This is a genomic window from Paenibacillus sp. FSL M7-0896 (genome assembly GCF_037975415.1).
Taxonomy (GTDB): domain Bacteria; phylum Bacillota; class Bacilli; order Paenibacillales; family Paenibacillaceae; genus Paenibacillus_AQ; species Paenibacillus_AQ silagei.
This window is the reverse complement of sequence record NZ_CP150250.1, coordinates 2,114,804-2,140,038: the sequence shown is the minus strand read 5'-3', so window position 1 is coordinate 2,140,038 and position 25,235 is coordinate 2,114,804. Positions and strand designations below refer to the sequence as shown.

Here is a 25,235-nt window from a genome sequence, read left to right as displayed (position 1 = left end):
CTGTGATGGATTTGGCCTCATTGCAGGAAGGCGGATCAAAAAAGCAGCACCAGGATTAACCCCTGGTGCTGCTTTTTCACTCTAACTATTTATTTCCCCACCGCAGTCCGGTTAATTACCGCGCTGACCCGGGTCAGAATCTCCGACATGGAAGCGGGATCATGCACATCATACTCATCAATATTCAGACGCAGCACCGGGCAGGCGCTGAATTCGTTGATCCACTGGGAATAGCGGCCGTGCATATGCTCCCAGTAGGAGACGTCGGTCTGAATCTCCATCTCACGACCGCGCTCATTGATCCGGGTCAGGATCGAAGGCAGGCTGCCTTCAATATAGATCAGCACATCGGGATGCGGGAAGTATGGCGTCATCACCATGGCCTCGTAGAGGCTGGTGTACGTGGCATAATCGGTCGGGGACATGGTGCCTTGATCGGCGTGCATTTTGGCGAAAATCCCGGTGTCTTCATAAATCGAACGGTCCTGCACGAAACCGCCGCCCAGCTCGAACATCTTCTTCTGCTCCTTGAAGCGCTCCGCCAGGAAATAGATCTGCAGGTGGAAGCTCCACCGCTCGAAGTCGTGATAGAACTTCTCCAGGTACGGGTTATGATCTACCTGCTCCAGTGAGGTCTGGAAGCCCAGGCGCTCCGCCAGTGCTGCGGTCAGCGTCGATTTGCCGACGCCTACGGTTCCGGCCACAGTGATAATGGCATTGTTCGGGATATTGTAACTGTTCATTTCATAAGCTCCTTTACTTGTTCCGCGATGGCGGTGAAGTCTTCCGGGTTCTCCACGAAATCCACCTGGTTTCCGTCGATGGTGACAATTACGGTGGACGGTTCACGGAGGGCCAGTGAGGCCATCGCATCGTCATAATCCTCAATTAACTGCTGGAGGTAGGCAGGGGCAATGATCTCTTCGAAGGTACGCGCGCGCTTGGCAATCCGGGCCAGCAGTGTATCCAGATCCGCCCGGATATACAGAATAATGTTCGGCTTGGGGAAATCATCGGTCAGAATATGATAGATCTCCCGGTATTTGTCCCGTTTCGATCCCTTCAGCGTCCGTTCCCCGAAGATCAGATTCTTATAGATATGATAATCCGAAATGACCGGCTTCCCTTGATCTATGTACTGCACAGTCGTGTCTTCAAGCTGCTTGAACCGGTTGCAGAGAAAGAACATCTCAAGCTGGAAGCTCCAGTCGTCCATATTCTGATAGAACTTGTCCAGAAACGGATTCTCATCGACAATTTCTTTAATGACCGGAAGCTGTAATTCGGTGGCGAGCATCGTGGCGAGGGTGGTTTTACCGGCTCCAATCGGGCCTTCCACGGCTATAAAAGGTGCATGTTTCATTAACGCTAATTTCCTCCTCAAGTACGGACAATTCCAAAAAACAGACTAAATTATTGTACCACAGGAGCGCCGCCAGCAACGGTTAATTTTCAAAGAAACTTTTCGTACCTATGCAGCGTCTATATTCAAGGTAATATATTCTTTTATTTACCTAATTCAGTAATTTCCTAAAGAGAGTAGAGGATATCTTGATGAAAAAAAGAAATTTGCTTGTGAGCATGGTGATGGTTTTGACGGCGTGTCTGACTGTTGGGACTCCCGAGGCTGCAACAGCAGCAGCTAGTGGAGGTAGCTCCGGCATCGCTTCCTACGGACCCGATTATCTGATTAAGGATGACGGGAGCCTGTGGGTCTGGGGTGAGACGAAGTCTGTACCTACACAGGTACATGGACTAAGTGATGTACAGTCTTCTTTCCCGCTATATTACAGCGCAATGGTAACCACCAAGGATGGCTCGGTCTGGAAGTGGGAGAGCAACGCCCGGACGATGGCCATCGAAGTTACGCCAGTGCCGGAATTGAAGAATATAACCAGTTTCCAAAGAGTATACCCGCGTCATTTAGCAGTCACCGGAGAGGGTACGGTATATACTTCAGTTACGTCAACTGACGATAATACGACCCCACCGTTTGCGCCTGTTCCGGGCCTGGATCACGTTGCAGCTATCTCTCAATATTACGAGAGCAATAAGCTTAACGATAAGGTTAGCAGCTGGGATCGTTATCTGTTCCTGAAGACAGACGGGACGGTCTGGACCAGCATTGACGAACTTGCCACTTTTACACCCGTCCCCAATCTGAAGGATATTGTGCAGCTCGAACAGAATTATGCGCTCAGCAAGGATGGCAGCGTCTGGACCTGGCCGGACCAGGATAGTTATTTACCTGAAACCTATAGTGACCCGGCGCAGATAACTGCAACCCCTTTTTCCGGCTTAAAAGATATTCAGGCGCTGTACAACAATGGCCGCAGCCGGCTCGCGATTGACAAGCAATCCCGTCTATGGTTCTGGGGCTCCACGGTCACCGGATATTCGGATGGAACCACATATCAGGATGAACCCGTTCCGGTAGTCTTCTCAGGAATCAGCAAGGTGACCGATGCCTACATTGTTGAACAATCTATTGTCGCCCTGACCTCAGACGGCAAAGTCTATGCAGCTTCGATTGCTGCAGAGCTTATGTCGCCGAATGCAAAGTTCACCTTACTTGCTTCCGATATTCAGTCGATAAAAGGCGGCGGAAGACATGTCATTATGCAGAAAAACGATGGCACGCTCTGGGGCTGGGGCGTGAACAAGAATGCTCAACTAGGGTACGGTACTTATGAATTCAGCTATAAGCAGCCTGTCCCGATGCAGAAGCCGATCTCCGTTACCCTGAATAGCGAATCCATCGCCTTCACGAACGGAGTAATTACCCGTAACGGACAGAATTTCATTCCGCTGCGTTCGCTGTTCACCAAGATGGGCGCTACTATCGGTTATTCCATGGACAAAGTAGTAACGATCACCGGTACCGCTGCCGATAAAACTCCGTTATCCATAGTCATCAATACCGTGAACGGAGCCACCACCGTCAATGGTAAAAGTGTCACTCTGGCCACGCCGCCGTTTGTAGTGAATGGCACCGTCTACCTGCCGCTGCGCTTCATCAGCGAACAGCTTGGGGCGAAGGTTGACTGGCTGCCGCAGGAGAGCAGAATTGCGATTAGTATGAAGTAAGGGGATTCTCTCCTGACATAAGAATATTAGCGGACTATTCTCAAATGGAGAATGGTCTTTTTTTAATCTAAAATTCGCCTTTTGAGATATTTTGAAACCTTCAATCGTGTTGTTTATAGGAGGCGAAATAATGAAATCCAGCTCTTTGTTAGACACAGATAAAGAATTCGCTGAACTCTATCAACGTCATGCAGATATGGTCTACCGGCTTTGCTATATATATTTAAAAAATCCTGTTGATGTTGAAGACGCTGTTCAATCTGTATTTCTCAAACTAATTAACACTCCAATGGTCTTTAACGACCACGAGCATGAAAAAGCGTGGTTGACAGTAACCACTAGGAATTACTGCAAAGATATCCTTAAACATTGGTGGAGAACCCGCCGTGTGGCATTGGAACCTTTGCCGGAGATTGTCATTTGGAATGGTATTGAGCCTTCGGGTAAAGTCGTTTCAAAACTTCTTTCACTCCCCGAAAAATACAAAACCGTTTTGTATCTATATTATTTAGAGGAATACACAGTAAAGGAAATCGCTGAAATATTAGGTCGTAAAGAAAGCACGGTCCAAACACAATTATTTAGAGGCCGCAAACGACTTAAGATGGATTTGGGAGGGAATTATATTGAAGATTAAAAATATCCGTAAGGTTTTTGAAGCTTTGACTCCAACAAATGATCAAAAAGAAAAAATCTTTCAAAATCTTTTAACAAGTAGCCAGATCGAACATAGAAGTCAAAGAAAAACTTCTCCTATAAAACTTAGAAGATATACTATAATTGCTGCTGTACTGATGGTTGGTTTAACCACTACAGCTTTTGCAGCAGTATATACAGGACTTGATGAAGCACTGATTCAATTTCTTAAACCATCCAATAAGGATCAGGTTGTACATATGTCCAATGGCGCTTATACAATAAATAAAATAATTAAAAATAAGCAGGGGTCTGTTGCCATTAAGCAGGTGATCGGTGACAGTAATCTAACTTACATTTTAATGGACTTTACCGCTCCTAAAGGCACTATTTTGAATGCAGCCCGTTATCGTTTTCATGCCCATATCAACTCTAATCAAAGCTCGTACAGTACAGGATACGAGGTACTCGATGACGGGAATCCTTATGACAACAAAATTAGCTTGGTTATGAATATAATGACCGATAATTCCTTAGCTGGTCAAACTGTTGATATTATTTTTAGAGATTTAGAAGCTGCTGATCCGTTTCCCGGTATTTTTGAAACCGTAGTTTCTGGTTCCTGGGAAACCTCACTTAAGCTAGATTTCAAAGAGTACTCTACCCTTTATCAGATCAATCAGGGCATTTCACTGTATGGTTATAAGGCAACCTTAAAGACGATCTCTGTCTCGCCAATTTCCATCACCTTGAAAATTGAGAGCGATTCATTAAAAGAGATTAATAAATTCGCCTTCAAATCAGAAGAAATTGGTCCAAACCAATCTTTGGATAAACTGCCTATCACAATTAACTTTAAGGACGGCACTTCAGAGACAACCCGCATTTTTACCGGAATGTCTGCAAGTTATTATGAGAGCAACCAGCTGATTACACTAAAAACGTTTGATAATATTATAAATGATAAAGAAATCGAATCTTTCGTATTTTTTGGCAAAAAGATTCCGCTAAACACGGTCCCGCACTGATCGTTAGTCCGGTTTAAATTGTGTACAAAAACGCCCCCTCGGCCAAAGCTGAAGGGGCGCATCTATTAATAATATCTATTCCTTAAGACAACCGGCCGCTGAAGTCACTATATTCGAACTCGCGGATCACCTTGAGTCCTTCTGCTTCATTATAGGAAGCGATGGCCGGGAGGTTGACGCCGTTGAACATGTGGTTCTTCACCATGGAGTAATGCGCCATGTCGGTGAAGATCAGCTTGTCGCCGTATTTCAGCGGCTCCGGGAAGGAATAATCGCCGATAACATCCCCCGCCAGGCAGGTCATGCCGCCCAGCCGGTAGGTGTGGGCGAATTCGCCCGGTTCTCCGGCCCCGATAATGCCCGGACGGTAAGGCATCGCCAGCACATCCGGCATATGGCATTCCGCCGAAGTATCGAGAATCGCGATATCCATGCCGTTATGCATCGTATCCAGTACCGTGGCTACCAGATAACCGGTATTGAGCGCAACCGCTTCTCCCGGCTCCAGGTAGATCTCCACGTTGTACGTCTGCTTCATGTGCAGAATACACTTGATCAAGGTGTCGAGATCATAGTCAGGACGGGTAATATGATGCCCGCCGCCGAAGTTCAGCCATTTCATACCGTGCAGATATTGGCCGAACTTCTCCTCTACGACCTTAAGCGTACGCTCCAGCGTGTCCGAATTCTGCTCACACATCGTGTGGAAATGCAGGCCGTCAATGCCGTCCAGCTCGTCCGGCCGGAAGTTCGGCAGGGTTACGCCCATGCGGGAGAAGTTGTAGCAAGGATCATAGAGCGGCACTTCAATCTCGGAATACTCCGGATTGACGCGAATCCCGCAGCTAATCTGCTTCGGCGCGTTCTGCACGCGCTGCTTGAACCGGCTCCATTGGTCAAACGAGTTGAATACCATATGATCGCTGTAGCGAAGCAGCTCATCGAACTCGCGGTCTACATAAGCCGGAGCATAGACATGGACCTCTTTGCCCATCTCCTCGAAGCCCAGCCGGGCCTCGAACAGGGAGCTGGAGGTTACCCCATGCAGGTATTTGCCTACCAGCGGGTACATGGCGTGCATGGAGAAGCCTTTTTGCGCAAGAAGAATCTTGGCTCCGCTCTTCTCCTGCACATAATTCAGAGTCTCCAGGTTCTTCGTCAGCAGCCGTTCATCCACCAGATACGCCGGGGACGGCAGATTGCTGATATCAATATCGATGTCCTTGTTCTTCATGGTCATACGCCTTAATCCAGCAGCGTCGGCGAGAAATCTTCTTGCCAAGGCAGGCCGTGTTTGTTAAGAGCATCCATGAACGGATCTGGGTCGAACTCTTCGATATTGTGTACACCCGGCTTGTTCCAGATGCCTTTGATAATCATCATTGCCCCAATCATCGCAGGAACGCCGGTAGTGTAGGAAATGGCCTGGGAGCCAACCTCTCTATAGCACTCTTCATGATCGCAGACATTGTAGACATAATAGGTCTTGGGCTGGCCGTCTTTGGTGCCCTGAATGATACAGCCGATATTGGTTTTACCTTTGGTTCTTGGTCCCAGGGAAGCCGGGTCAGGCAGAATGGCCTTCAGGAACTGCAATGGAATAATCTCTTTACCTTCATAATTAATAGGCTCAATAGAAGTCATGCCGACATTCTCAAGCACCTTCAGGTGGGTCAGATAGTTCTGCGAGAAGGTCATCCAGAAGCGGATTTTCTTCACGCCAGGAATGTTAACAGCAAGTGATTCTAACTCTTCATGGTACAAAAGGTAGATATCCTTCGGGCCGATCTCCGGGAGATCGTATACTTTCTTCTCGGACAGCGGCGCTGTCTCAATCCACTCGCCATTCTCGAAGTAACGTCCATTCGCAGTAATCTCGCGGATATTAATCTCAGGATTGAAGTTGGTGGCAAACGGATAACCGTGGTCGCCCGCGTTCGCATCCACAATATCAATTGTATGAATCTCGTCAAAATAATGCTTCTGCGCATAAGCCGTAAATACACCGGTTACGCCAGGGTCGAAGCCGCTGCCGAGCAGCGCTGTAATTCCGGCCTTCTCGAATCTTTCCTTGTAAGCCCATTGCCAGGAATATTCAAACTTCGCCGTATCCTGCGGTTCGTAGTTCGCTGTATCCACATAGTGCACTCCGGTAGCCAGGCAGGCATCCATGATCGTCAGATCCTGGTAAGGAAGAGCCACATTAATCACGACATCCGGCTGGAAGCTCTTGATCAGCTCAATCACTTCTTCCGTGTTGTCAGCATCCAGCTTGGCCGTAGAAATCTTAGTCAGGCCCCCGTCCAGCTTCTCCTTGAGCGCATCGCACTTCGACACCGTACGGCTGGCAATGCAAATCTCTTCGAATACATCCGGGTTCTGGCAGCATTTATGAACAACAACGCTCGCTACACCGCCAGCGCCAATAATTAACGCTTTTCCCAAATTAATAACCCCCTAATTATGCTTAAGTTATTAGTTATTAGCCTTGCTGCTCTGGAACAGGCTACATCCTATGAAAAATCAACAACGCTGATTATACAGAAACTTTCTCAATAAATCAATAAAATCCGACAAAAACTGTGATCTTCCGTGTAAAATCTGCAGTTTTCTACATCAATACTCTGTAATTCACTTCATTGCACTGAAATCCTTCGTTTTCCTTCGCTTTTAAGCTTAATAAATTGAAAAACAGCTTAGGGTCCCTTCCACATTTCAGTCCATCAGGCCAACCGGATAATTATATCACAACGGCGGTGTTGTTCAACTTTTTTATTTCAAATTTAAGCAAGGCCAGCCGGATAAAAGTGCAAATGATACACATGATAATAAATTACCCGTTTTTCGCTGCCGTTAACTGATCATTGTAAAGGCCGCCCAGTGTGGACTACTCTGATCTGGTCCATCCGTTTATTATGCGTAACCCTCTCTATCCCATACCTCTGTCGTGCCTAGCCGTTGCGGGATTAGCGGAACCTCATCGCAGACGGCGGCTGTCCGCTGAGCTGCTTGAAGGCTTTGCTGAAATGAAACTCATCGCTGTACCCGCAGGCGGCAGCAATCTCCTTCAGGGTTAGCCTGGTATACAGCAGTTGTTTCTTCGCATGTTCATAGCGGATTTCACTTAAATACCCTTTGGGACTCTTGTGCAGATATTGCTGAAAAAGACTGCGCACATACGAGGAGGATATGCCGTAGCGCACCGCCAGCTCATGGATCTGCAAGGGTTCACTGTAGCGCCGCTCAAGCTCCTCCTTCATCCGTAAGAACAGTTCATAGCCCTGCCCCAAGTCAGGATTAGCGCTATCCTTAGCCTGAAATAATTCGTACAAAAGCTCATAGAGCAGCGCCTGAGTCTTAAGTTGGCTTCCGGGATTACCAGGAACAAAATCGCCGGCAATCTGGCGGAACAGCTGACTCAGCTGTCTGCCTGGCTCCCTCCCCGGCTTCAGGTGGAACGGCAAAGGCAGTGCATGAAGCGGCTCCACCCTCCCCTGATTGTCCGCCGAAGGCGACAACGTATACAGTGAGAGCAGGATCATGGTGATCCGCAATGGCTCCCCGCCACCGTTGCTCATCTCCATGGATAGTCCCGGCCGCAGATAGAACAGCATGTCCGGCGACACCTGATGCTCCTCTGTGTCTGTCCGGAACACTCCTTCCCCTTCCTGAATCCAGTACAGGCTGTGCACATGTATATTCTGACGGATATCCTTCCAGTGCGGGAAGGTGGTCTTGTCATGAATCCAGTGGATATCCATCACCAGATTCTGCGGAATCTCCTCCATGTATAGCTCCTCCGTTTCTCGGCCTGCCATTCACCAGAGATGGGATCAATCAGGAATGGGATCAACCAGAGATTAATACTGAAGCGTTTTTGACATGCCAATTCTGTTCATTATACCATGCCACTCCCCTGCATTCATTGCTACACTTAGGACATTAACGGCTGGAATGATGAAGGAGAGATACCAGATGACTGAAACCCTGTCCACCCCGGCACAAGCCCTGGATTACATGCCTTGGATTGGCTTGTCCGAACAAGAACGGCTTCAGCAGGACCGGTACCAGCAGCAGCTTGCTGCGGATTATCCCTGCACCTTCGGAGAAGCCTGCTTCGTCTCGCCGCAAGCCATCGTGCTGCCGGATCAGCTGGCGCTCGGCGACCGGAGCTACATTGCAGGAGGTGCGATTATCCGCAGCACACGGCTGGTCACAGGCAGCGACTGCTCTATGAACAGCTATAGCATATTGTCAGGCGATATTACCATGGGTAATGGCGTGCGGATCGCTTCCCATGCAAGTCTATACGGCTTCAATCACGGCTACGCCGTGACGGATGTTCCGGTCTTCCGCCAGCCTTTGACAGTCAAGGGCATTGTCATAGGAGATGATGTGTGGATCGGGGCTAATGCCGTGATTCTTGACGGGGTGCGGATCGGCTCGCACAGCATTGTTGCGGCGGGGGCGGTAGTAACCCGCGATGTGCCGGCGTACAGCATTGTCGGCGGCAATCCGGCCAAGCTGATCCGCAGCCGTCTGGCCGGGGAGGCAGCTGCAACGGCTGAGCCCACCAAGGACAAGGAGGAATCAGTGATGAAGATGAAGGATGCAATGGGAATTGAGGAGGCTAATTTGGGGGGAGAATCTGGGCAGAGGGAGGAAGGAAGGAAGGGGCTGGGGAAAAACGGTGAGCGGTTGGAGACAGGCGTTGAACTGTTCGGCGAGGGCGTTGAGCCAGCGGGAGATAACGCAGGGCCGGGTGATGGAGTTTCCCCCTCTTTTAGGACACTTTATGGACTGTTGGCAGACTTCAGCAAGCAGGTGCAGGAGCAGCTAACTTCCCTGCTGGAGTTCTACTCCGAAACGATCGAGGGAGAGAAGCTGTTCCAGGACCGGCCGGGAGCGGGGCGGACCGTACGGGCCTACTGCGATGCTGTGGAGATTGCTGCAATGTTCGGCAGTCTGCCGCCTGGCTGGACGAAGGAAGAGCTGATCACCACATTAGAGCAGTTCCAGGATAGCCGGACCGGATTATTGCCCGACCCGTGGTCGCCGCCCGGACCGGAGAATCAGCCGGAGCGGTTAGCTGATCATCTCTCGCGTTATCATCTTCTCGCTGTAGGCTACGCGCTGGAGGTGTTAGGGTCTGCTCTGCCCCATCCCGTTGCCGTTGCCGAGAATATGGATACCGTTACACTGTATCAGCAGCTTAATAGTCTGCCATGGACAGACAATGCCTGGGGCGCCGGCGACTGGATCGACTGCTATGCTACTGGCCTCTATCACAACCTGAAGTCCTTCGGCTCCGGCAAGCGCCCGGATGATCTCTTCGGCTGGCTGGCGACGCATTGCCGCCGGGACTCCGGGCTGTGGGGTCTGCCTACTGCGAAGGAGGGGTGGCTGCAGCCGGTGAACGGCTTTTACCGGCTTACCCGCGCTACCTTCGCCCAGTTCGGTCTGCCCCTGCCGTACCCGGAGCGCAGCATCGATACCGTGCTGGCTCACAGCCGGGACCGCCGCTTCTTCCGCCTGGACGCGCTTAATGCCTGCAACGTGCTGGATGTCGTCCACCCGCTCTGGCTCTGCCAGAAGCAGAGTGATTACCGGCAGGCGGAGATCCGCGCTTGGGCGGAGAAGCTGCTCGGCGAAGTGCTGCCCTTCTGGGTTCCCGGACGCGGCTTCGCCTTCCAGCTGTCCCGGCAGCAGGAGACCGGCCTGCAAGGCACGGAGATGTGGCTAAGCATTATCTATCTGCTGGCGGACTTGTGCGGGTTAAGCTCAGCCCTGGGCTACTCCCCGAAGGGAGTACACCGCCTGGAGCCTGCCTTCTCGTTATCCGTATAAGCGGGACTGGCGTTCATACGGCTGCCAGAACTTACGCGCACAAGTGGGAACGGCTTTGCCGTCCTTTTAAAGGACTGCACCGTTTCAGTGAGAAATAGAAGGCTGCGTGCCACCACAATGTATGCTGTTTTTGGCATACATTCGGGTCATACGCAGACTCTACGAATCATTCGAAGAACGCTTATCCATACCTCTACACCTGCCTTATCCTCAGCAGATGGAAACTATAATTTCCTATACAAGCGCAAAAACCCCGTCGTCTCCGCTCGTTCTGAGCAGGGATGACGGGGTTTTGTACGCTTTTACCTGCAGCTCCCGGTTATTGCCCGAAGCCGACACGCGGACGCTCGCGCTCCTTGGTCTGCAGCTCTACCGCCCGGATCGAGGTAATGGGAATGTAGAGGGACTGATACTCCGTACTGTATTTCACGAACCGATCATCCAGTTCCTCCAGTACGCCTCCCCTAACACTAGTACCATCCAAAAAATGAATATGAACTTCCTGTCCCTTCAGCGCTTCCAGCATGCTCTTCCTCTCCTTCGTCTCACAGATGGGTGATGATCGTGTCAATAATTCCGTATTCCAGCGCCTCCTCAGCCGACATGAAATAATCCCGGTCCATGTCCTTCTCCACCTTCTCCGGCGGCTGTCCGGTCCGCTGCGCGGTGATCCCGACAATCTTCTCACGGATCTGGAGAATACGTCTGGCGCTGATGGCAATATCGCTCGCCTGCCCCTGCGCCCCGCCATGCGGCTGATGGATCATAATCTCGCTGTTCGGCAGGGCCGACCGTTTGCCGGTAGCGCCTGACAACAGCAGTAGAGAAGCGAACGAAGCAGCAAAACCGGTACAGATCGTGTTGACTTGAGGTTTAATTACCTGCATCGTATCATAAATACCGAAGCCTGCGGTAGTCGAGCCTCCGGGGCTGTTAATGAACATCTGAATATCCTTCTCCGGCTCATCCGCCGCGAGGAACAGCAACTGCGCGATAATGCTATTGGCCAGCCCGTCATCGATTGCCGCACCTACGAATACAATCCGGTCCTTCAGCAGCCGGGAATAGATGTCGTAGGACCGCTCTCCTCTAGCCGTCTGTTCAATCACATAGGGTATTACGCTCATTCTGGTGTGCCTCCTCTGATCTGTCTTAGTGTGGATACCCTGTAAACGGTCAGCCTGCGCGAAAAGATACGGATGACGCAGCATGTGCGGAAATAGCGGGAGTGCGTATCTTTTACATTGTGCCGTTCGTTTATATAATAGAAGCAACACAACCCATCGAAGGAGAGGGCCACTATGACGATGCTTGAACATCACCGGACACCCGATACGATAGCTATGGAGACAAGACATCTGCAGGAGCTGGGAAAAACGCTGCAGCGCTACTGCCTGTCGCTCACCCGCTCCCGCTTCGACGCTGACGATCTGGCGCAGGAGACCTGGGTCAAAGCGCTGGGCTACCGCAAATTCACCATCAGCCCCAATCCCGAAGCCCTGCTGCTGCGGATTGCCAAGAATACCTGGATTGACGCCTCCCGCCGCCAGGGGTCGCTCATCCGTGCCATGGAAAGGTCTGGAGTGTCATCCGATCCAGCTTCTGCGGCGGCGGCCCTAGAGGAGCTGACCGAGACGGAGCTGACCTTTCAGGCGCTGCTCGCCCATCTCTCGCCGCCGCAGCGGACCGCCTGGGTCCTCCGCGATGTGCTGGGGTATTCAGCCGCCGAGTCCGCCGGACTCTTGGCAACCACGGAAGGCGCGGTAAAAGCGGCGCTGCACCGTGCACGCCAGGCCTTGAGCAAGGTCCGGGAGGAGCTGATCCAACATGAAGGACCCGCGCTTCCGCAGGATGCCGATTACCGGGGTTATCTGCGGGCTCTAGCTGAGGCTTATGAGCAAGGGCGGATTCCAGTATTGCTGGAGCTGCTCCGCCAGGAGAACGCCGGGGAGGTAACCGCTGCTGTAAGCACGTTTACGGTTCAGTCCGTGTATTCCATGTATACAGACAACGCGAGATACACATATACCTATGGAGCGCCTGCATACGGTGAGCTTCGGATGGCTGCATAATACGGATGAATGGAGCAGTAGCTCTGACTATAGCTTAGGAGAGGTGATCCCATGAAGAAGGTGCTTGTGCTTGGAGGGACGAGATTTTTCGGCAAAAGGCTGGTGGAGCTGCTGCTCCAGGACCAGGACAGCGAGGTCACCATTCTGACCCGGGGCCTAACAGAGGATTCCTTCGGTGAGCGTGTCACCCGGCTGGCCGCGGACCGGACGGATGAAGCGGCGCTTGAGCAGGCTGTCGGGGACACTGTATGGGATATCGTCTACGATAACATTTGCTACACGCCGGATGAGGCGGCGGCAGCTGTGCGGATCTGGGCGGGGCGGGCCAAGCGGTATATCCTGACTTCCAGCTTATCCGTGTACGATCCGCAGCTGGAGGCGCTGGCTGAAACGGACTTCGATCCTTGGCATTATCCGCTGAAGTCTGGCGGGAAGACGGATATCAGTTACCAGGAAGGCAAAAGACAAGCCGAAGCCGTTCTGCTCCAGACAGCCGATTTCCCGGTGGCTGCGGTACGTTTTCCGATTGTGCTGGGCACGGATGATTATACGCGCCGGTTGCATTTTCACATCGAGCATGTTCTGGCGGGAAGGCCGGTTGGCATCCCTAATCCGCAGGCGGAGATCTCGTTCATCCGTTCGGATGAAGCGGCTGATTTCCTGTATTGGCTGGGCCGGGAAGGCTCAGCCGTCACGGGACCGGTGAACGCCTGCTCGGATGGTACATTAACCATCGGCGGAGTGATCTCCATCATTGAACAAATCACCGGAAGGGCGGCTATCCTCCAGAGTGAGGCGGCGGAAGCGGACCAATCGCCTTTTGGCATCGGTGCATCGTGGTTCATGGATACGGCAAAAGCCCGCAGCGCGGGCTTCAGCTTCCTGTCCTTATCAGAGTGGTTCCCGGAGCTGGTCTCTTCGCTGACCCATTCACTTCGCCAAGACCAGTAGCTCCTCCTCCAGCTCTTTGGAGATCTCTTTATCAGGTTCGTTAACAAGCGTACTCAGGCCGGGCGCAGGCTTATCTTGCACCGGTATTCCCGCAGGCAGGGGCTGGTGAATTCCGGCTTCTGCCCTTTTTGCTGTCTGTTCCGTCTGCTTCGTATGCATCTCCCGCTGTAGCTTGGGCTGGATTTCGCCGGCTATCTCCGCTTCCTGCTGCTCTTCCGATTCCTGCACCATCCCGCGAACCGTTGTATCTGCATGTGCTGAACTTGCATTTGAATCTGAATCGGAATCTGGGTCTGGCTCTAGCTCAGACGCTGCTCCCAGCTCGAATCCGGCCTCAGCAGCCTCCGATATTTTGAACACATTGATCTCCCGGAACAGCCGCTGCGAGATTTCATTAATCTCCCCGGCCTGCCTGGCGATGTCCCCGATGGCCTGATCCTGCTGGGTGCTGGAGGCGTTCACCTCCTGAACTCCGGCCGCCGTCTGCTCAGCTACAGCCGCAACAGAATGTACAGCTTCGGCAAGCCGCGAATTGAGGGTACGCGTCTGTTCCACCTTGTGGTGAATTTGCCCGATCTGTATGCTGATGCCTGTAATCGATTCGTCGATAGCGGCGAAGGAAGCCAGGGTCTGTTCCACCTGATGGTCCTGCTGCTCCAGACGGTCCCGGGTCTCCATCATATGTCCCTGGAAATCCGCCATACCGGCCCCAAGCTCCTGAATAATCCTGCTGATAAGTACCGAGGAGTCATTCGTCTGTACGGACAACTGCCGCACTTCATCGGCAATCACGGCGAAGCCTTTGCCTGCTGCCCCTGCCCTGGCAGCTTCAATCGCTGCGTTCAGTGAGAGTATATTCGTCTGCTTCGAGATTTCGGTGATCGAATGGGTAATACGCGAGATATCCTTGGACTGGCTCACCAGCTTGTCCAGCGCCCCATAGACCTTGCTGATGGACATCCGGGAATCCTGGGAGCTCTGGCGCAGCGCCGTAACGGTCTCCGAGCCCTGCTGCCTGTTCCGGTTAGCGGCTTCACTCGTAGTCAGCATGACATCCGTATAATCGGCAATCTCCTGAACCCCGCAGGCCAGCTCCTCCAGCAGCTGTGAGCTCTGCTCCGACTGGACAGCCTGCTGGTCTGCTCCAAGCGAAATCTCCTGGATGGTTCTGACAATATTCTGGTTCGTATGCGCTGTAACCGCCGAAGACCCCTGAAAAGATTGCGCGTAATCGGCAAGCGAGCCTGCCGCTGACAAGGTCTGCCGCAGCATCCCCTGTACCCTGCTGACCATATGGTCGAAATGATGGCTCAGTTGTCCCAGCTCATCATTGTACGGGGAGTTAATCTGCTGCCGCAAATCGCCCTCCGCGATCTGTCTGAGCGCCGCCTGCAGCTTGCGCACCGGTGACAGGAACGAGCGGATCAGCAGCCAGGCGAGCACCAGCATGAACAGGGACACTGCGATCGCAGCGTACGTCACGATGGATACCGTATCATCCAGCAGGGCGAAGGAGACCCCCTGGGCCTGATCAGCATTGGCAGCAGCAGCGGTGTACAGCTCACCGTTAGTCTTCAGCATGTCCTGATTCAGCGCAAGCGCCTTCGTATGTATACCATCGATTTTCTCCAAAACACTTAGCGGGTCAAGGGTCTCGTCCGACATTGTGGTTACCAGTTCCTTCGTCAGAGCGCTGTATTCTGCGGCCTGGGCAGACAGCAGCTTATAACTCGCAGAAGCAGGCGTACCCAGCTCAAAATTTACCTTGGCCAGCTCCGTGGACAGCTGCTGCTGCTTCTCCTTCAAGGGCTCTGCCTGCTCCAGGTCACTGGATTCCGCCAAGGAAGTCTCCGCACGGTTCAGCTCCTGCAGCTGCTGGGTGATGGTTGAGACCGTAATTCTATTCTCCATTTCGCTCTTCTGCCGTTCCATGGATCGCTCGACCTGCTTGATTTTATGTCCCTGGTACACAGCCACGCCCAGAAAAATAAGTGTAATCGCCGAGAAACTCAAGATCAGCTTCCATTTCATCGAAAAGTGCAGCCGGTTCCCCTTCAAAAGTATCATCCCTTCATATCAAGCCTGATTATGCAATAGGTATATTATGCTAATAACCTCATTGTAAAAGCCGGATATTAACTACTCTCTTAAGTTGTGTATGCTGAGCGTAAAGAATATGTTGCGAAAGTGTTAACAAAGCGGCAAAATTTAAGGAATTAGGAGGATGTTGCACTAATTGCAACTTTGCTTTATGGATACTGGTGTAAGGGCAGGAATGTTGTATAAAATGCAGGAATTCTCGCCGCCTAGCCACTTAGAGTAGAGGGAATGCTGTCATTTGTGCAACAATTACGGATTAGGGGCATTTTATTGAAGGAGAAGTTGCATAATGTGCAGGATTTCGATCGGGCAGAGGGCAGACAGAGAGCCGGAAGCAGAAGACAGAAGGGAATGAACCCTATCTATGAGTAGCGAAAATAGACTTGAAGCTGCAACGAGAGAAGATTTGAGAAAGTGGCTGATCGCAAATAGCACCACAGAGGGCTCTTGCTGGGTAGAGGTCAGTCTGAAGCCGCTCCCGGGGACAATACTGTATCTGGACGCCGTGGAGGAAGCGCTGTGCTTCGGCTGGATTGACGGGGTGAAGAAGGTGAACGCTGAAGGCAAGCTGATGCAACGGCTGTCTCCACGCAGCAAACGGAGTTCATGGACTGAGCTGAATAAGGAACGTGTCCGAAGGCTGGAGAGGCTGGGGCTGATGCGCGACGAGGGACGGCGATGCCTGCCGGATATGGATGTCGGAGCTTTTCGAATCGATCCCTTGATTGAACAGAGATTGAAGGAGGACGAGCAGGTGTATCGCCATTTCCTGGCCTTTCCGGCGCTGTATCAGCGGGTGCGGATCGACACCATTCAGAGCTATATCCGCCAGCCGGAGCTGTTCCAACGTAGATTGGACAAATTCATAGAGAACACCAGAGTTAACAAAATGTACGGCCAGTGGCATGACAACAGGCGTCTGCTGGAGGATTAGTTCTGCTGTACTCCTTTAGCGTTCTGGAGGGATTCCGCAAACGGTACGGGTAGATGTAGATGTGCGACTTGAAAGTATGCGATTTGAAAGTAACTGGGGTTTACTTCTAGACGATACGGAATTAGTTGGAAAAATGCAGCTTAATCTGGCTCAGTTGGAGCGTTCGCGGATATTAATTGGATTTATGACATTTATTCTTGTGCAAACTCCCTCTAAGGCTCTGATGCCAGCATATTAAGTGCCTTTTTTCCAACTACGATTGGGTGTGGTCCCTTCCGCCCCTGAACAAGTGCCTAAAATCCAACTGTTCCCTGAGGGAGGGGCTGAGGTTGACGGTGAGGCTGGTGCTGAGGCTAATGCAGATACATATGTTGATGCTGATGCAGCTACTGGTCCAGGCGCTGGCGCAAACGTTGACGCAAGTGTGGATATAGTGCGGGTGCTAGTGTGAGTGTAGGCGGAAAACCGAAAACAATCGGTGCGCGAAGGCGAACGGAGCCAATGTAGGCGGAAAACCGAACACATTTCGCTGCGCGAAGGCGATCAGCGAAATGTATACGGAAAACCGAATACATTTACTATTAATGTTACTGGCGTGGAGCAGACGCTGGCGCAACAGCCATACCCTTGCTCAGCCCATGCCACCCCCGCCCTCTGCAATCGTTCAACTTGAGCGATTCACTTCCAAATCATAACAGGCCCCCGTAACCGGGGGGCCTGTGCTCACCTTACCGCCGCTCACTCACTCCCGGCGGTACACCCAGCCGCCGGCCTGGCACAGCGCCGTCAGCGCAAGCCCGCCGCCACCCGGCCCGGTGCGGCGGATCAGCGCCAGATCCGCCGGCGCTCCGGCCGCCAAGCCCGCGGCCGCAGGCAGGGCCATGAAGCCTGCCGGATGCACGGACGCCATGTCCCAGGCGTCCGGCAGGCTGGCCAGGCCCGCGGCGCTAAGGCGCGCGATGTGGCGCAGCAGCATCTGCGCCGAACCCGCCAGCAGCCCGGGCTCGCCGGCGAGATGCAGCCGGCCCGCCGGGGTCAGCACGACACGGCCGCCGACCGGCGTGTCATAGCTGCCGGGCGCAAGCCCGGCGAGGGCAACGGCATCGCTGACCAGCAGCGCCCGCCGGCCCTTGACCTTCATCGCCACCTTCAGCACCTCATCCGGGAGGTGGAAGCCGTCGGCGATCAATGTGCACCACAGCTCATCAGCGGCGAGCTGGGCCCACAGGTAGTTCGGATGGCGCGGCAGCATAGCATGGGCGCCATTGCCCAGATGCGTGGACAGCCGCGCTCCGGCGGCAACCGCCCCGGCAATCTGCGCAGCATCCGCTGACGTATGCCCGATGGAGACCGTCACTCCCCGCCGTACGCAGTGGCGGATGAATTCCGCGCTCCCCTCCCATTCGGGGGACAGCGTCACAATGGAGATTCGCCCGCCCGAAGCCTCCTGCCACTGGTCGAACAAGGCCGTATCCGGCGGACGGATATGCTCCAGCGCATGTGCCCCGCGCGGCCCGTCCTCCGGCGAGAGAAACGGTCCTTCCAGATGGATGCCCTTGATCGTCGCAGCGCTGGCCTCATCCTCCTCACAGGACCGGGCAATCGCCCGCATCGCTCCGAGAATCGTATACGGAGCGCCTGTAATTACAGTCGGGTAGAAGCCGGTCACCCCCTCCCTCCACACCGCGCGGACCGCCTTCTTGACATCCTCTGCCCCCAGTGCCGGATGATTGAAATCATATCCGCCATAGCCGTTGATCTGCAGATCCACCAGGCCCGGCGCAACAATTGGAAGCCCCTCTCGTTCCTCCAGCGGCAGCTCCCGTATGCCCAAGGCTTCAATGGCAGCAATCGCCCCATCCTCCACGTGAACCCGAACGGGTTCGCCTGTCCGGTAATGCAGTGCGTCAATGTTCATGAGAAGACCGCCCCGAAGGAGTCGGTGTCCACGAACATCCGGCAATCCCCGTGCTCCCGCAGGATGGTGGACGGACATGCCGTGGAGATGGATTCATGCAGTGTGCGGGTAACCACACCGCGCTTGGAAGCGCCCGGCACCATGCAGAACAGCCATTGCGCAGACAGCAGGACCGGAATCGTCAACGTTAAGGCCTGCTGCGGCACTTCCGCCAGGCTGGGGAAGCACCCGTCATTCACCTGCTGGTTCCGGCAGACCTCATCCAGTACCACCAGCTTCACAGGAAGCGGGTCATTGAAGTCTGCCACAGGCGGATCATTGAAGGCCAGGTGACCATTCTCCCCGATGCCAAGGCAGACGATATCGATCGGCGCTTCCGCCAGCAGCCGTCCGTAACGCTTGCATTCGGTTTCCGGGCTGGCGGCAGGGTTCAGATAATGGACCGTTCCCGGCCGTACCTTGCCGAACAGCGCCTCCCGGAGGAAGCTGCCGAAGCTCTGTGGTGAGCCTGCCGGCAGGCCGATATATTCATCCATATGGAACGCGGTAATCCGGCTCCAGTCCAGATCCGGCGCAGCGGCAAGCTCCGCAAGAAATTCATTCTGGGAGGGTGCAGCGGCGAACACGATCCGCACCTGTGCCTTGGAGGCCAGCAGCGCCCGGATGGCCGCCGCTGCCTCACGCCCGGCAGCAGCTCCGAGCTGCGAGCGGTTCTTGTATACTCGGACAAGCATAGCGCCCGACAGTTCCGTATGAATCGGTTTGATGTTCAGCATGGGTAGTGCCTCCTTGTGCCTAATGTCTGTGCAGACCGGCTGCCTTCCTCCCCCCGGAACTCTCCGGGCGTAGTGCCTGTATGCAGCTTGAAGAGCTTCGTGAAATAGCTTTTATTCTCATATCCAAGCTGCTCCGCTACCTGCTCCACACTTTGCGGAGACTGGTCCAGCCATTCTTTAGCTTGCTCCATTTTGGTATGGGTGACATAGTGGATGAAGCTCATTCCGGTTTCTTTTTTGAACAGGCGGCTGAAATAGCTCGAATTCAAATGCGTGTATTCCGCCACCTCCTCCAGGGTGATTTTGCGGTTCAGATGGCGGTCTACATACTGCTTCACCTTCTTGATCTCATCCCGGCGGGTCTCCTGGTACATCTCCCGGATCACCGGCAGGCGTTCGCTGAAGAACTGCTGAGACCATTCCTCCAGATGATCAATATGATCAATGGCCGTCAGGGTATCATGCAGAAGCTCCAGGGAAAAGGTGGACTGGTATTGCTGGCGGGCCATCAGCCGCATCTGGTTATCGTAGAGCAGCTTGAGCATCCACTCCTTCACATGGCGCGGCGCATACCGTCTGGTACGTATGGTATTCATCCATTTCGACAGCAAGGCCGCAAGCCTGTCCGCCGCTTCCTCCAGGAAGGCCTCACGGATCTCCTGCGAGGCTTCGGCATAATGGAGAAACAGATCCTCCTCCGTGAACGGCGGAAGCGTCTTCAGGCCGTTCAGCTCTCCCGGCTTCAGATAGAAGGCATATTCGCGGCCTTGACTAAGCAGATCAATGATCCCCTCCCGGAAATGCCCGCCGCCCGCCGGTATACATAAATATTGAAAGGAAGCCGTAACCCCCGGCAGCGCTTGAATGGCGGAACGCAGCCTGCCCAGCATGGAGATATGGCCTGAGTCCGCTCCATTGCCCATACCGCCGCTGAAGACCAGCACACAGTCGCGGCCGCTGTAAGGCAGGCACACGGCAGCGGTATCCTCCTGCCGCACGGCTTCGGCGGCGGATTCCACCCATGACATTAGTGCAAGCTCCTCCGGTTCATTCTCACCGGCGTTGCCGCTGATCCGGCAGAGCACGGCTACATGGGCCGTGAGATCCGGCATAATTCCCAGCTCGGCGGCGTCTGCCCGCCATTCGCTGTCCGGCAGTTCGCGGGCAGCGATGCGCCGCAGCACACTTTGCTTCAGCAGCACCTTCTGATGCTCGGCCATGCTTTTCCACTTCAGCGTCTGGGCTTTGTCCGCATCCCTGCGGCGCAGATCCTCGCCCAGCTCCCGCAGCAGCCCGGTAATCAGCTCGCGGCTGATCATCTCCTTCAGGATATAGTCGCTCACCATCAGCTTCACTGCCTGCTGGGCATATGTGAAATCATCCATGCAGGACAACACCACCACACGCAGCTCTTCGCTGCGCAGCTTCAGCTCGCGGATCAGCTCCAGACCATCCATATAGGGCATGCCAATATCCGTAATGACAATATCAGGCATATCGGCCTGCGCTTTCTCCAGGGCAATCAGACCATTCTTGCAGGCCGAATGCAGCGTTAATCCAAGCTCGTCCCAAGGAATCATTGCCGAGAGAAAGTCCAGTACCGGCTGATCATCATCTACCAGCATTACGCTATACATCGCTTCCACTCTCCCTTTCATAGCCTTGATCCGGAATCTCTTCAGGCAACACGAACCGGAAGGTCGTCCCTTGTCCGGGCAGGCTGTCAATCGTGATCTGGAAGGCTGCACCGTAAGTCAGATACAGCCGCTCATAGACATTGGACATGCCGATATGGGCCAATCTGCTGGACGGCATCGCTTCCTTCTCCTGCCATTCAGAGCTTAACTCGGCGCGCAGGCGGTCCAGGGTCACCTCATCCATCCCCTGCCCGTTGTCTTCGATCTCGATGAGCAGCCGGTGATCCTGCGTCCGGGTCCGGATCAGAATACGTCCGCTCTCCTGATGCAGACCATGAATGTAGGCATTCTCGATGACCGGCTGCAGCAGGAACCGGGGGATCTTCACGCCAAGGCTCTCCGAAGTACAGTCTGTATCCAGCGACACCTCCTCGGACTGGCGGAAATTCAGCAGCTCCACATAACTCCTGACAATATGCAGCTCATCATGCAGGGTGGTGTACTCGTCCCGCTGCTGAATGGTCATCCGCAGCAGCCGGGAGAGCGAGAACAGCAGCTCCGCATTCTCCTCATCGCCCCGCATCATGATGCGCAGGCGGATCGAATTCAGAATATTGAACAGGAAATGGGGATTGATCTGCGACTGCAGCATGGCCAGCTCGGCCTTGCGCTTCTGCGCCTGCTCCACCTTGATCTGGATAATCATCCGCTCCACCCGGTCCAGCATATGGTCGAAGGACTTGCCCAGCCGTCCGATCTCATCATAGCCGCGGACACCTGAGCGGATGCCCAGCTCTCCTCTGTCCACCCGTGCTGCCACCTGATCCAGCCGGATCACCGGCTTGGTGAACTGCCGGACCAGCAGAACCAGAATCAGCAGGAAAAAAGCGCCTGATACGATCTGCACGGCACTGCTCCAGCGGTGGGTGGCACTGATCTGGCTCACGGCCTCACGGTATGGCGACAGGCTGACAATCCGGTAATTCCCGTATGGAATCTCCAGGCTGCTCAGCAGATATTGCTCGCCCCGGTAATCCATAAACCCGGAACCTTCTGAATGCTTCACAGCATCCATAAGCGCGAACGGCCGGCCCAGCCGGGTCTTGTCCCTGGCGGCAAGAACGGTTCCGTCAGGCGCAATCAGCAGCGTCTCCTGGCCCTGCCGGTTGTCATTAAAAATCTGGCTGATCCGGCTCTCGGCGATGCTGATGATCAAGGTAGCATAGGTTGAATTGGAGGACAGCTTGAGATTCCTGGCAATGGTCAGCACCTGGGGGCTGCTTGGGGCAGCGGTCGGAATATAGTTGGCAAGCACACCCGCCCAATACAGCTCGAAGGCAGGCTGCTGGCGGGCTTGTTCCATCCAGGGCTGCTTCAGCAGTGCGCCGATATCCAGCTTGGCATAAGCATAATTTGAATAATATTGTCCATCTGAGGTGAGGACGGTGACGAACGTTTTTTCCATCATGGAAGTGACGCTGTTCAGCTTGTCCGTAACCTCTTTGAAATCGAGAATGTGCTTGGCGGTATCAGGCTCGTGCAGCTTATTGCGCTGCCAGTTTTCTTTGAGAATAAGAGTGATGCCGGGGTCGAACTGGATATAATTCGCCACCAGCACCATATTGCTGAGAAGGTTAGAGATATATAGGCTCTCCTGCTCCAGCGAACGGCGTTCATTCTGAATCACCTGGGAGCGGAGGATATGCTCGGTGTAGGAATTGGAGATATACAAGGTAATAGAGGCGGGAAGCAGCAGACAGAGCAGAGAAGCGACGAGCAGCTTATTGCGAAAACCGAGTCTCCATCCTCTAGGCAGCAATGGCAATCCTCCTTCACAATCAGACTATCGTTTTCTATGCCTCTATCATATCAGCTTTCCGCCACCAGCAGCTCATTTCAATCTATTATTCCGGGTAAAAAAGGGCTATTCAGCACTTCCAATTTTTTACTTGTTGGCGTCTACAATCTTCTGCAGCTCAGCCTGCGCCTTCTTGATGGTAGTCTCCAGATCCTGCTGTTTCAGGATGTACAGCTCGGTTTCTTTGGTAAAGGCTGTTTCCAGCTCGCCTTGATAGGTCGGCGGCACGCTGAGCGGTGCGGGCTTGGCATTCTTAATTACATAGGCCAGTGAGGCTTCGTCAATCTTGTCGGGGCTCATAGCACCCGATTTGACGCCGGCAATGAACTTGTCCACATCCTGCTTCTTCCACGCGGAATATACATTCTGCATCTGCTCGCCCTCTGTGGAGTACCAGCGGATGAAATCATAGGCTTCCTGCTGATGTCCCGACTTCTCCAGGATACCTACATAGTTGCCGTTGGCAATGCTGACTCCCGCAGGTTGTCCGGCACTATTGGACGGCATCGGAGCGAACGCGGTAGTGAAGGTTGCAGGGAATTCTTCCGACCCGCCTGCTTCGCCGATCATCCAGTTGCCGGTCACGATCATCGCGGCATGTCCGGTGAAGAATTCCGAGCGGTACGCGAGCTTCTGGGAGATGGTGTCGGCATACGGCACCGCTACTCCCGATGCCTCTGCCTTGCTGCGCAGCTCCAGGGACTGGCGGATACCCGCACTATCGATGTTTACGACACCGTTGTTGACCAGATTATTGTCCTTCTCCTGGTTGATGACGGCCAGCTCCCAGTACATAGCCCAGGTATGGAAATACGTACCGAAGGTCTTGGACGGCCCGGTGCCGCTGGTCAGCTTAGCTGCGTAATCAAGGTAATCGTCCCAGCTCCATTCGGTGGGAACGGCTAAGCCCGCCGCATCCAGCTTGTCCTTGTTCAGCAGGACGAAATAATTCTCCAGCGTATCCGGCAGGGCATACACTTTACCGTCAACGGACGGATCAACCGTATACTCATCTGTCAGCGTGATGCCTTCCTTGCTGATCAGGTCATTCAGCGGAGCCAGCAGTCCGAGTCCGGCACGCTGTGAATAATCGGTTGCCCCCGGCATGAATACCACATCCAGGTTCTCGCCGGATGCGACGAGCAGATCCAGCTTCTTCATTCCGGCCACTGAATCACCGTTGTCAGCCAGCTCCACGTATTCCAGTGTAATTCCCGGATGGGAATCCTCGTACGCCTGCAGAATCGGTTCCATATCCGCCGCAGGCGACCAGTTGGCGACTTTGATCGTTACCGGTTCTGCTGAAGGTGCGGCACTCTCCCCCGCCTCCGGTGCAGCCGTGCTGCCGGAAGTGGGAGATGCACCATTTGTGTTGTTTGAGTTGCCGCAGCCCGCCAGGGCTACCAGAAGCACGATGATCCATACCAGAGCGAACACATTCTTTTTCATAACTAACACCCCTTCTAATGTGGTCTACAGTTCCATGCAGTTCTCATGCACATCCTGACCGTCCTATCCGCCCGCCTGCCTTCCGGTTATGCAGCTTCCGGGAACTTGCCAGCCCTCACCCCTTCACCCCCCCCAAGGAAATACCTTCGATTACCTGCTTCTGCCCGAGGATGAACACGACCAGCAGCGGGACAATCGCCGAGACCGAAGCCGCCATGATGAGCGAATAGAAGGCGCCGTTGCGGTCAGCGAAGGCATTCATGCCAAGCTGAAGCGTATAGAGTGTCTTGCTGTTCAAGAAGACCAGCGGCGTCTGAAAATCATTCCAGGTCCAGATGAACCGCAGAATGGCATAAGTGGCAATGGCGGGACGGACCAGCGGGAACAGAATCGAGAGGAAGATACGGATATGTCCCGCGCCGTCGATCTGCGCCGATTCGATATACTCATTCGAGAGTGAGGCAAAAAACTGGCGGAGCAGAAAGGTGCCCAGCACGCTGAACCCGCCAAGCAGGATCAGGCCCAGATGCGTATCGTACAGGCCGGTGGAGCGGAAGATAATGAACAGCGGCACCAGCGTGGCTTCCGCAGGAATCATATAAGTGGCCAGCACCAGTACGAAAAGTGCATTTCTGCCGGGGAAGCGGATTTTGGTGAAGCCATAGGCCGCCATGCTGGACACCGCTACGGAGAGAAGTGTTGTGAGCGCCGTGACTTTAATCGAGTTCCAGTAATACAGGGTGAAGTTGGCTTTGCCGAACCAGACGGAATGATAGTTGAACGCCGCCCTCCATGTCTGCGGAATCCATTCGATCGGATATTTGAACACATCGGCCTCAGGCTTGAGCGAAGCGGAGAGCATCCATATAAAAGGGAGCAGAAACACAATGCCCAGCAGTGCCATGATCAGGGTGATGATGGCTTTTCCCCAGTCCAGATTGC

General features: G+C 53.8%; 21 protein-coding genes. 7 read left to right on the top strand and 14 right to left on the bottom strand.

All coding sequences use genetic code 11. The features are described from left to right. Nucleotides 1–89: 89 nt before the first annotated feature. Both MKY12_RS09015 and MKY12_RS09010 read right to left on the bottom strand, forming a co-directional pair. Complete coding sequence (locus MKY12_RS09015; RefSeq protein WP_339255207.1) at nt 90–743, bottom strand: deoxynucleoside kinase; 654 nt, start codon at nt 741–743, stop codon at nt 90–92. Beyond that, a complete protein-coding gene (locus tag MKY12_RS09010) occupies nt 740–1,363 on the bottom strand; it encodes a deoxynucleoside kinase (protein ID WP_339313515.1) in 624 nt (207 codons plus the stop codon). Before MKY12_RS09010 ends, MKY12_RS09015 begins: the two co-directional genes overlap by 4 nt. A gap of 191 nt (nt 1,364–1,554) precedes the next feature. Here MKY12_RS09010 and MKY12_RS09005 point away from each other — a divergent pair, with 191 nt between their 5' ends. The 3 genes from MKY12_RS09005 to MKY12_RS08995 all read left to right on the top strand — a co-directional run bounded on the left by MKY12_RS09005 (nt 1,555) and on the right by MKY12_RS08995 (nt 4,751). Next, nucleotides 1,555–3,087: a stalk domain-containing protein gene (locus tag MKY12_RS09005; protein ID WP_339313514.1), complete on the top strand. Its 1,533-nt coding sequence runs from the start codon at nt 1,555–1,557 to the stop codon at nt 3,085–3,087. 130 nt (nt 3,088–3,217) lie between these two features. After that, nucleotides 3,218–3,724, top strand: a complete 507-nt coding sequence (locus MKY12_RS09000; protein WP_339313513.1) for an RNA polymerase sigma factor — start codon at nt 3,218–3,220, stop codon at nt 3,722–3,724. Continuing rightward, nucleotides 3,714–4,751 (top strand): hypothetical protein, encoded by a 1,038-nt coding sequence (locus MKY12_RS08995; protein ID WP_339313512.1) that lies wholly within the window; start codon nt 3,714–3,716, stop codon nt 4,749–4,751. Before MKY12_RS09000 ends, MKY12_RS08995 begins: the two co-directional genes overlap by 11 nt. Nucleotides 4,752–4,833: 82 nt before the next feature. Here the strand turns inward: MKY12_RS08995 and nspC are convergent, their stop codons facing one another. The 3 genes from nspC to MKY12_RS08980 form a co-directional block, all read right to left on the bottom strand. Next, nucleotides 4,834–5,970: a carboxynorspermidine decarboxylase gene (nspC, locus tag MKY12_RS08990; RefSeq protein ID WP_209874726.1), complete on the bottom strand. Its 1,137-nt coding sequence runs from the start codon at nt 5,968–5,970 to the stop codon at nt 4,834–4,836. 26 nt (nt 5,971–5,996) lie between these two features. Beyond that, nucleotides 5,997–7,196 carry a saccharopine dehydrogenase family protein gene (locus MKY12_RS08985; RefSeq protein WP_036702452.1) on the bottom strand — a complete coding sequence of 400 codons (1,200 nt, stop codon included), beginning with the start codon at nt 7,194–7,196 and terminating at the stop codon, nt 5,997–5,999. A gap of 521 nt (nt 7,197–7,717) precedes the next feature. Next, complete coding sequence (locus MKY12_RS08980) at nt 7,718–8,569, bottom strand: AraC family transcriptional regulator (protein WP_339313511.1); 852 nt, start codon at nt 8,567–8,569, stop codon at nt 7,718–7,720. 157 nt (nt 8,570–8,726) lie between these two features. Between MKY12_RS08980 and MKY12_RS08975 the strand changes: the two genes are divergently transcribed. Further along, nucleotides 8,727–10,598, top strand: a complete 1,872-nt coding sequence (locus MKY12_RS08975) for an acyltransferase (protein ID WP_339313510.1) — start codon at nt 8,727–8,729, stop codon at nt 10,596–10,598. 319 nt (nt 10,599–10,917) lie between these two features. Here the strand turns inward: MKY12_RS08975 and MKY12_RS08970 are convergent, their stop codons facing one another. Next, the gene (locus tag MKY12_RS08970) at nt 10,918–11,124 is read right to left on the bottom strand and encodes a hypothetical protein (protein WP_036725389.1); all 207 of its coding nucleotides are present in this window, start codon (nt 11,122–11,124) and stop codon (nt 10,918–10,920) included. A 19-nt stretch (nt 11,125–11,143) separates the two neighbouring features. Further along, a complete protein-coding gene (locus MKY12_RS08965; RefSeq protein ID WP_339313509.1) occupies nt 11,144–11,809 on the bottom strand; it encodes an ATP-dependent Clp protease proteolytic subunit in 666 nt (221 codons plus the stop codon). 90 nt (nt 11,810–11,899) lie between these two features. On the opposite strand from MKY12_RS08965, the gene MKY12_RS08960 reads away from it, so the two are divergent. Both MKY12_RS08960 and MKY12_RS08955 read left to right on the top strand, forming a co-directional pair. Then, nucleotides 11,900–12,670 carry an RNA polymerase sigma factor gene (locus MKY12_RS08960; RefSeq protein ID WP_339313508.1) on the top strand — a complete coding sequence of 257 codons (771 nt, stop codon included), beginning with the start codon at nt 11,900–11,902 and terminating at the stop codon, nt 12,668–12,670. 51 nt (nt 12,671–12,721) lie between these two features. Then, entirely contained in the window at nt 12,722–13,621 is a 900-nt protein-coding gene (locus tag MKY12_RS08955) for an NAD-dependent epimerase/dehydratase family protein (protein WP_339313506.1), read from the top strand. Here the strand turns inward: MKY12_RS08955 and MKY12_RS08950 are convergent. Continuing rightward, complete coding sequence (locus tag MKY12_RS08950) at nt 13,601–15,652, bottom strand: methyl-accepting chemotaxis protein (protein ID WP_339313505.1); 2,052 nt, start codon at nt 15,650–15,652, stop codon at nt 13,601–13,603. The two genes, MKY12_RS08955 and MKY12_RS08950, sit on opposite strands and share 21 nt — an antisense overlap. A gap of 433 nt (nt 15,653–16,085) precedes the next feature. Between MKY12_RS08950 and MKY12_RS08945 the strand changes: the two genes are divergently transcribed. Continuing rightward, nucleotides 16,086–16,655 carry a YdeI/OmpD-associated family protein gene (locus MKY12_RS08945; protein ID WP_339313504.1) on the top strand — a complete coding sequence of 190 codons (570 nt, stop codon included), beginning with the start codon at nt 16,086–16,088 and terminating at the stop codon, nt 16,653–16,655. Nucleotides 16,656–17,397: 742 nt separating this feature from the next. Here the strand turns inward: MKY12_RS08945 and MKY12_RS08940 are convergent. The 6 genes from MKY12_RS08940 to MKY12_RS08915 all read right to left on the bottom strand — a co-directional run bounded on the left by MKY12_RS08940 (nt 17,398) and on the right by MKY12_RS08915 (nt 25,197). Further along, complete coding sequence (locus MKY12_RS08940) at nt 17,398–18,573, bottom strand: amidohydrolase family protein (protein WP_339313502.1); 1,176 nt, start codon at nt 18,571–18,573, stop codon at nt 17,398–17,400. Continuing rightward, entirely contained in the window at nt 18,570–19,349 is a 780-nt protein-coding gene (locus MKY12_RS08935; protein ID WP_339313501.1) for a glucosamine-6-phosphate deaminase, read from the bottom strand. Before MKY12_RS08935 ends, MKY12_RS08940 begins: the two co-directional genes overlap by 4 nt. Beyond that, complete coding sequence (locus MKY12_RS08930; protein WP_339313500.1) at nt 19,343–20,986, bottom strand: helix-turn-helix domain-containing protein; 1,644 nt, start codon at nt 20,984–20,986, stop codon at nt 19,343–19,345. Before MKY12_RS08930 ends, MKY12_RS08935 begins: the two co-directional genes overlap by 7 nt. Beyond that, a complete protein-coding gene (locus MKY12_RS08925; protein WP_339313498.1) occupies nt 20,979–22,805 on the bottom strand; it encodes a histidine kinase in 1,827 nt (608 codons plus the stop codon). Before MKY12_RS08925 ends, MKY12_RS08930 begins: the two co-directional genes overlap by 8 nt. Nucleotides 22,806–22,931: 126 nt before the next feature. Beyond that, entirely contained in the window at nt 22,932–24,293 is a 1,362-nt protein-coding gene (locus MKY12_RS08920) for an extracellular solute-binding protein (protein WP_209874550.1), read from the bottom strand. Between the two features lie 115 nt (nt 24,294–24,408). Beyond that, a complete protein-coding gene (locus tag MKY12_RS08915) occupies nt 24,409–25,197 on the bottom strand; it encodes a carbohydrate ABC transporter permease (RefSeq protein ID WP_051478036.1) in 789 nt (262 codons plus the stop codon). Nucleotides 25,198–25,235 lie beyond the last annotated feature (38 nt).

What these genes read in the sequence shown, in the direction of transcription:
- MKY12_RS09015 (WP_339255207.1), bottom strand. Translation starts at nt 743, where the DNA reads ATGAACAGTTACAATATCCCGAACAATGCCATTATCACTGTGGCCGGA.
- MKY12_RS09010 (WP_339313515.1), bottom strand. Translation starts at nt 1,363, where the DNA reads ATGAAACATGCACCTTTTATAGCCGTGGAAGGCCCGATTGGAGCCGGT.
- MKY12_RS09005 (WP_339313514.1), top strand. Translation starts at nt 1,555, where the DNA reads ATGAAAAAAAGAAATTTGCTTGTGAGCATGGTGATGGTTTTGACGGCG.
- MKY12_RS09000 (WP_339313513.1), top strand. Translation starts at nt 3,218, where the DNA reads ATGAAATCCAGCTCTTTGTTAGACACAGATAAAGAATTCGCTGAACTC.
- MKY12_RS08980 (WP_339313511.1), bottom strand. Translation starts at nt 8,569, where the DNA reads ATGGCAGGCCGAGAAACGGAGGAGCTATACATGGAGGAGATTCCGCAG.
- MKY12_RS08975 (WP_339313510.1), top strand. Translation starts at nt 8,727, where the DNA reads ATGACTGAAACCCTGTCCACCCCGGCACAAGCCCTGGATTACATGCCT.
- MKY12_RS08970 (WP_036725389.1), bottom strand. Translation starts at nt 11,124, where the DNA reads ATGCTGGAAGCGCTGAAGGGACAGGAAGTTCATATTCATTTTTTGGAT.
- MKY12_RS08965 (WP_339313509.1), bottom strand. Translation starts at nt 11,809, where the DNA reads ATGCTGCGTCATCCGTATCTTTTCGCGCAGGCTGACCGTTTACAGGGT.
- MKY12_RS08960 (WP_339313508.1), top strand. Translation starts at nt 11,900, where the DNA reads ATGACGATGCTTGAACATCACCGGACACCCGATACGATAGCTATGGAG.
- MKY12_RS08955 (WP_339313506.1), top strand. Translation starts at nt 12,722, where the DNA reads ATGAAGAAGGTGCTTGTGCTTGGAGGGACGAGATTTTTCGGCAAAAGG.
- MKY12_RS08950 (WP_339313505.1), bottom strand. Translation starts at nt 15,652, where the DNA reads ATGAAATGGAAGCTGATCTTGAGTTTCTCGGCGATTACACTTATTTTT.
- MKY12_RS08945 (WP_339313504.1), top strand. Translation starts at nt 16,086, where the DNA reads ATGAGTAGCGAAAATAGACTTGAAGCTGCAACGAGAGAAGATTTGAGA.
- MKY12_RS08940 (WP_339313502.1), bottom strand. Translation starts at nt 18,573, where the DNA reads ATGAACATTGACGCACTGCATTACCGGACAGGCGAACCCGTTCGGGTT.
- MKY12_RS08935 (WP_339313501.1), bottom strand. Translation starts at nt 19,349, where the DNA reads ATGCTGAACATCAAACCGATTCATACGGAACTGTCGGGCGCTATGCTT.
- MKY12_RS08930 (WP_339313500.1), bottom strand. Translation starts at nt 20,986, where the DNA reads ATGTATAGCGTAATGCTGGTAGATGATGATCAGCCGGTACTGGACTTT.
- MKY12_RS08920 (WP_209874550.1), bottom strand. Translation starts at nt 24,293, where the DNA reads ATGAAAAAGAATGTGTTCGCTCTGGTATGGATCATCGTGCTTCTGGTA.
- MKY12_RS08915 (WP_051478036.1), bottom strand. Translation starts at nt 25,197, where the DNA reads ATGGCACTGCTGGGCATTGTGTTTCTGCTCCCTTTTATATGGATGCTC.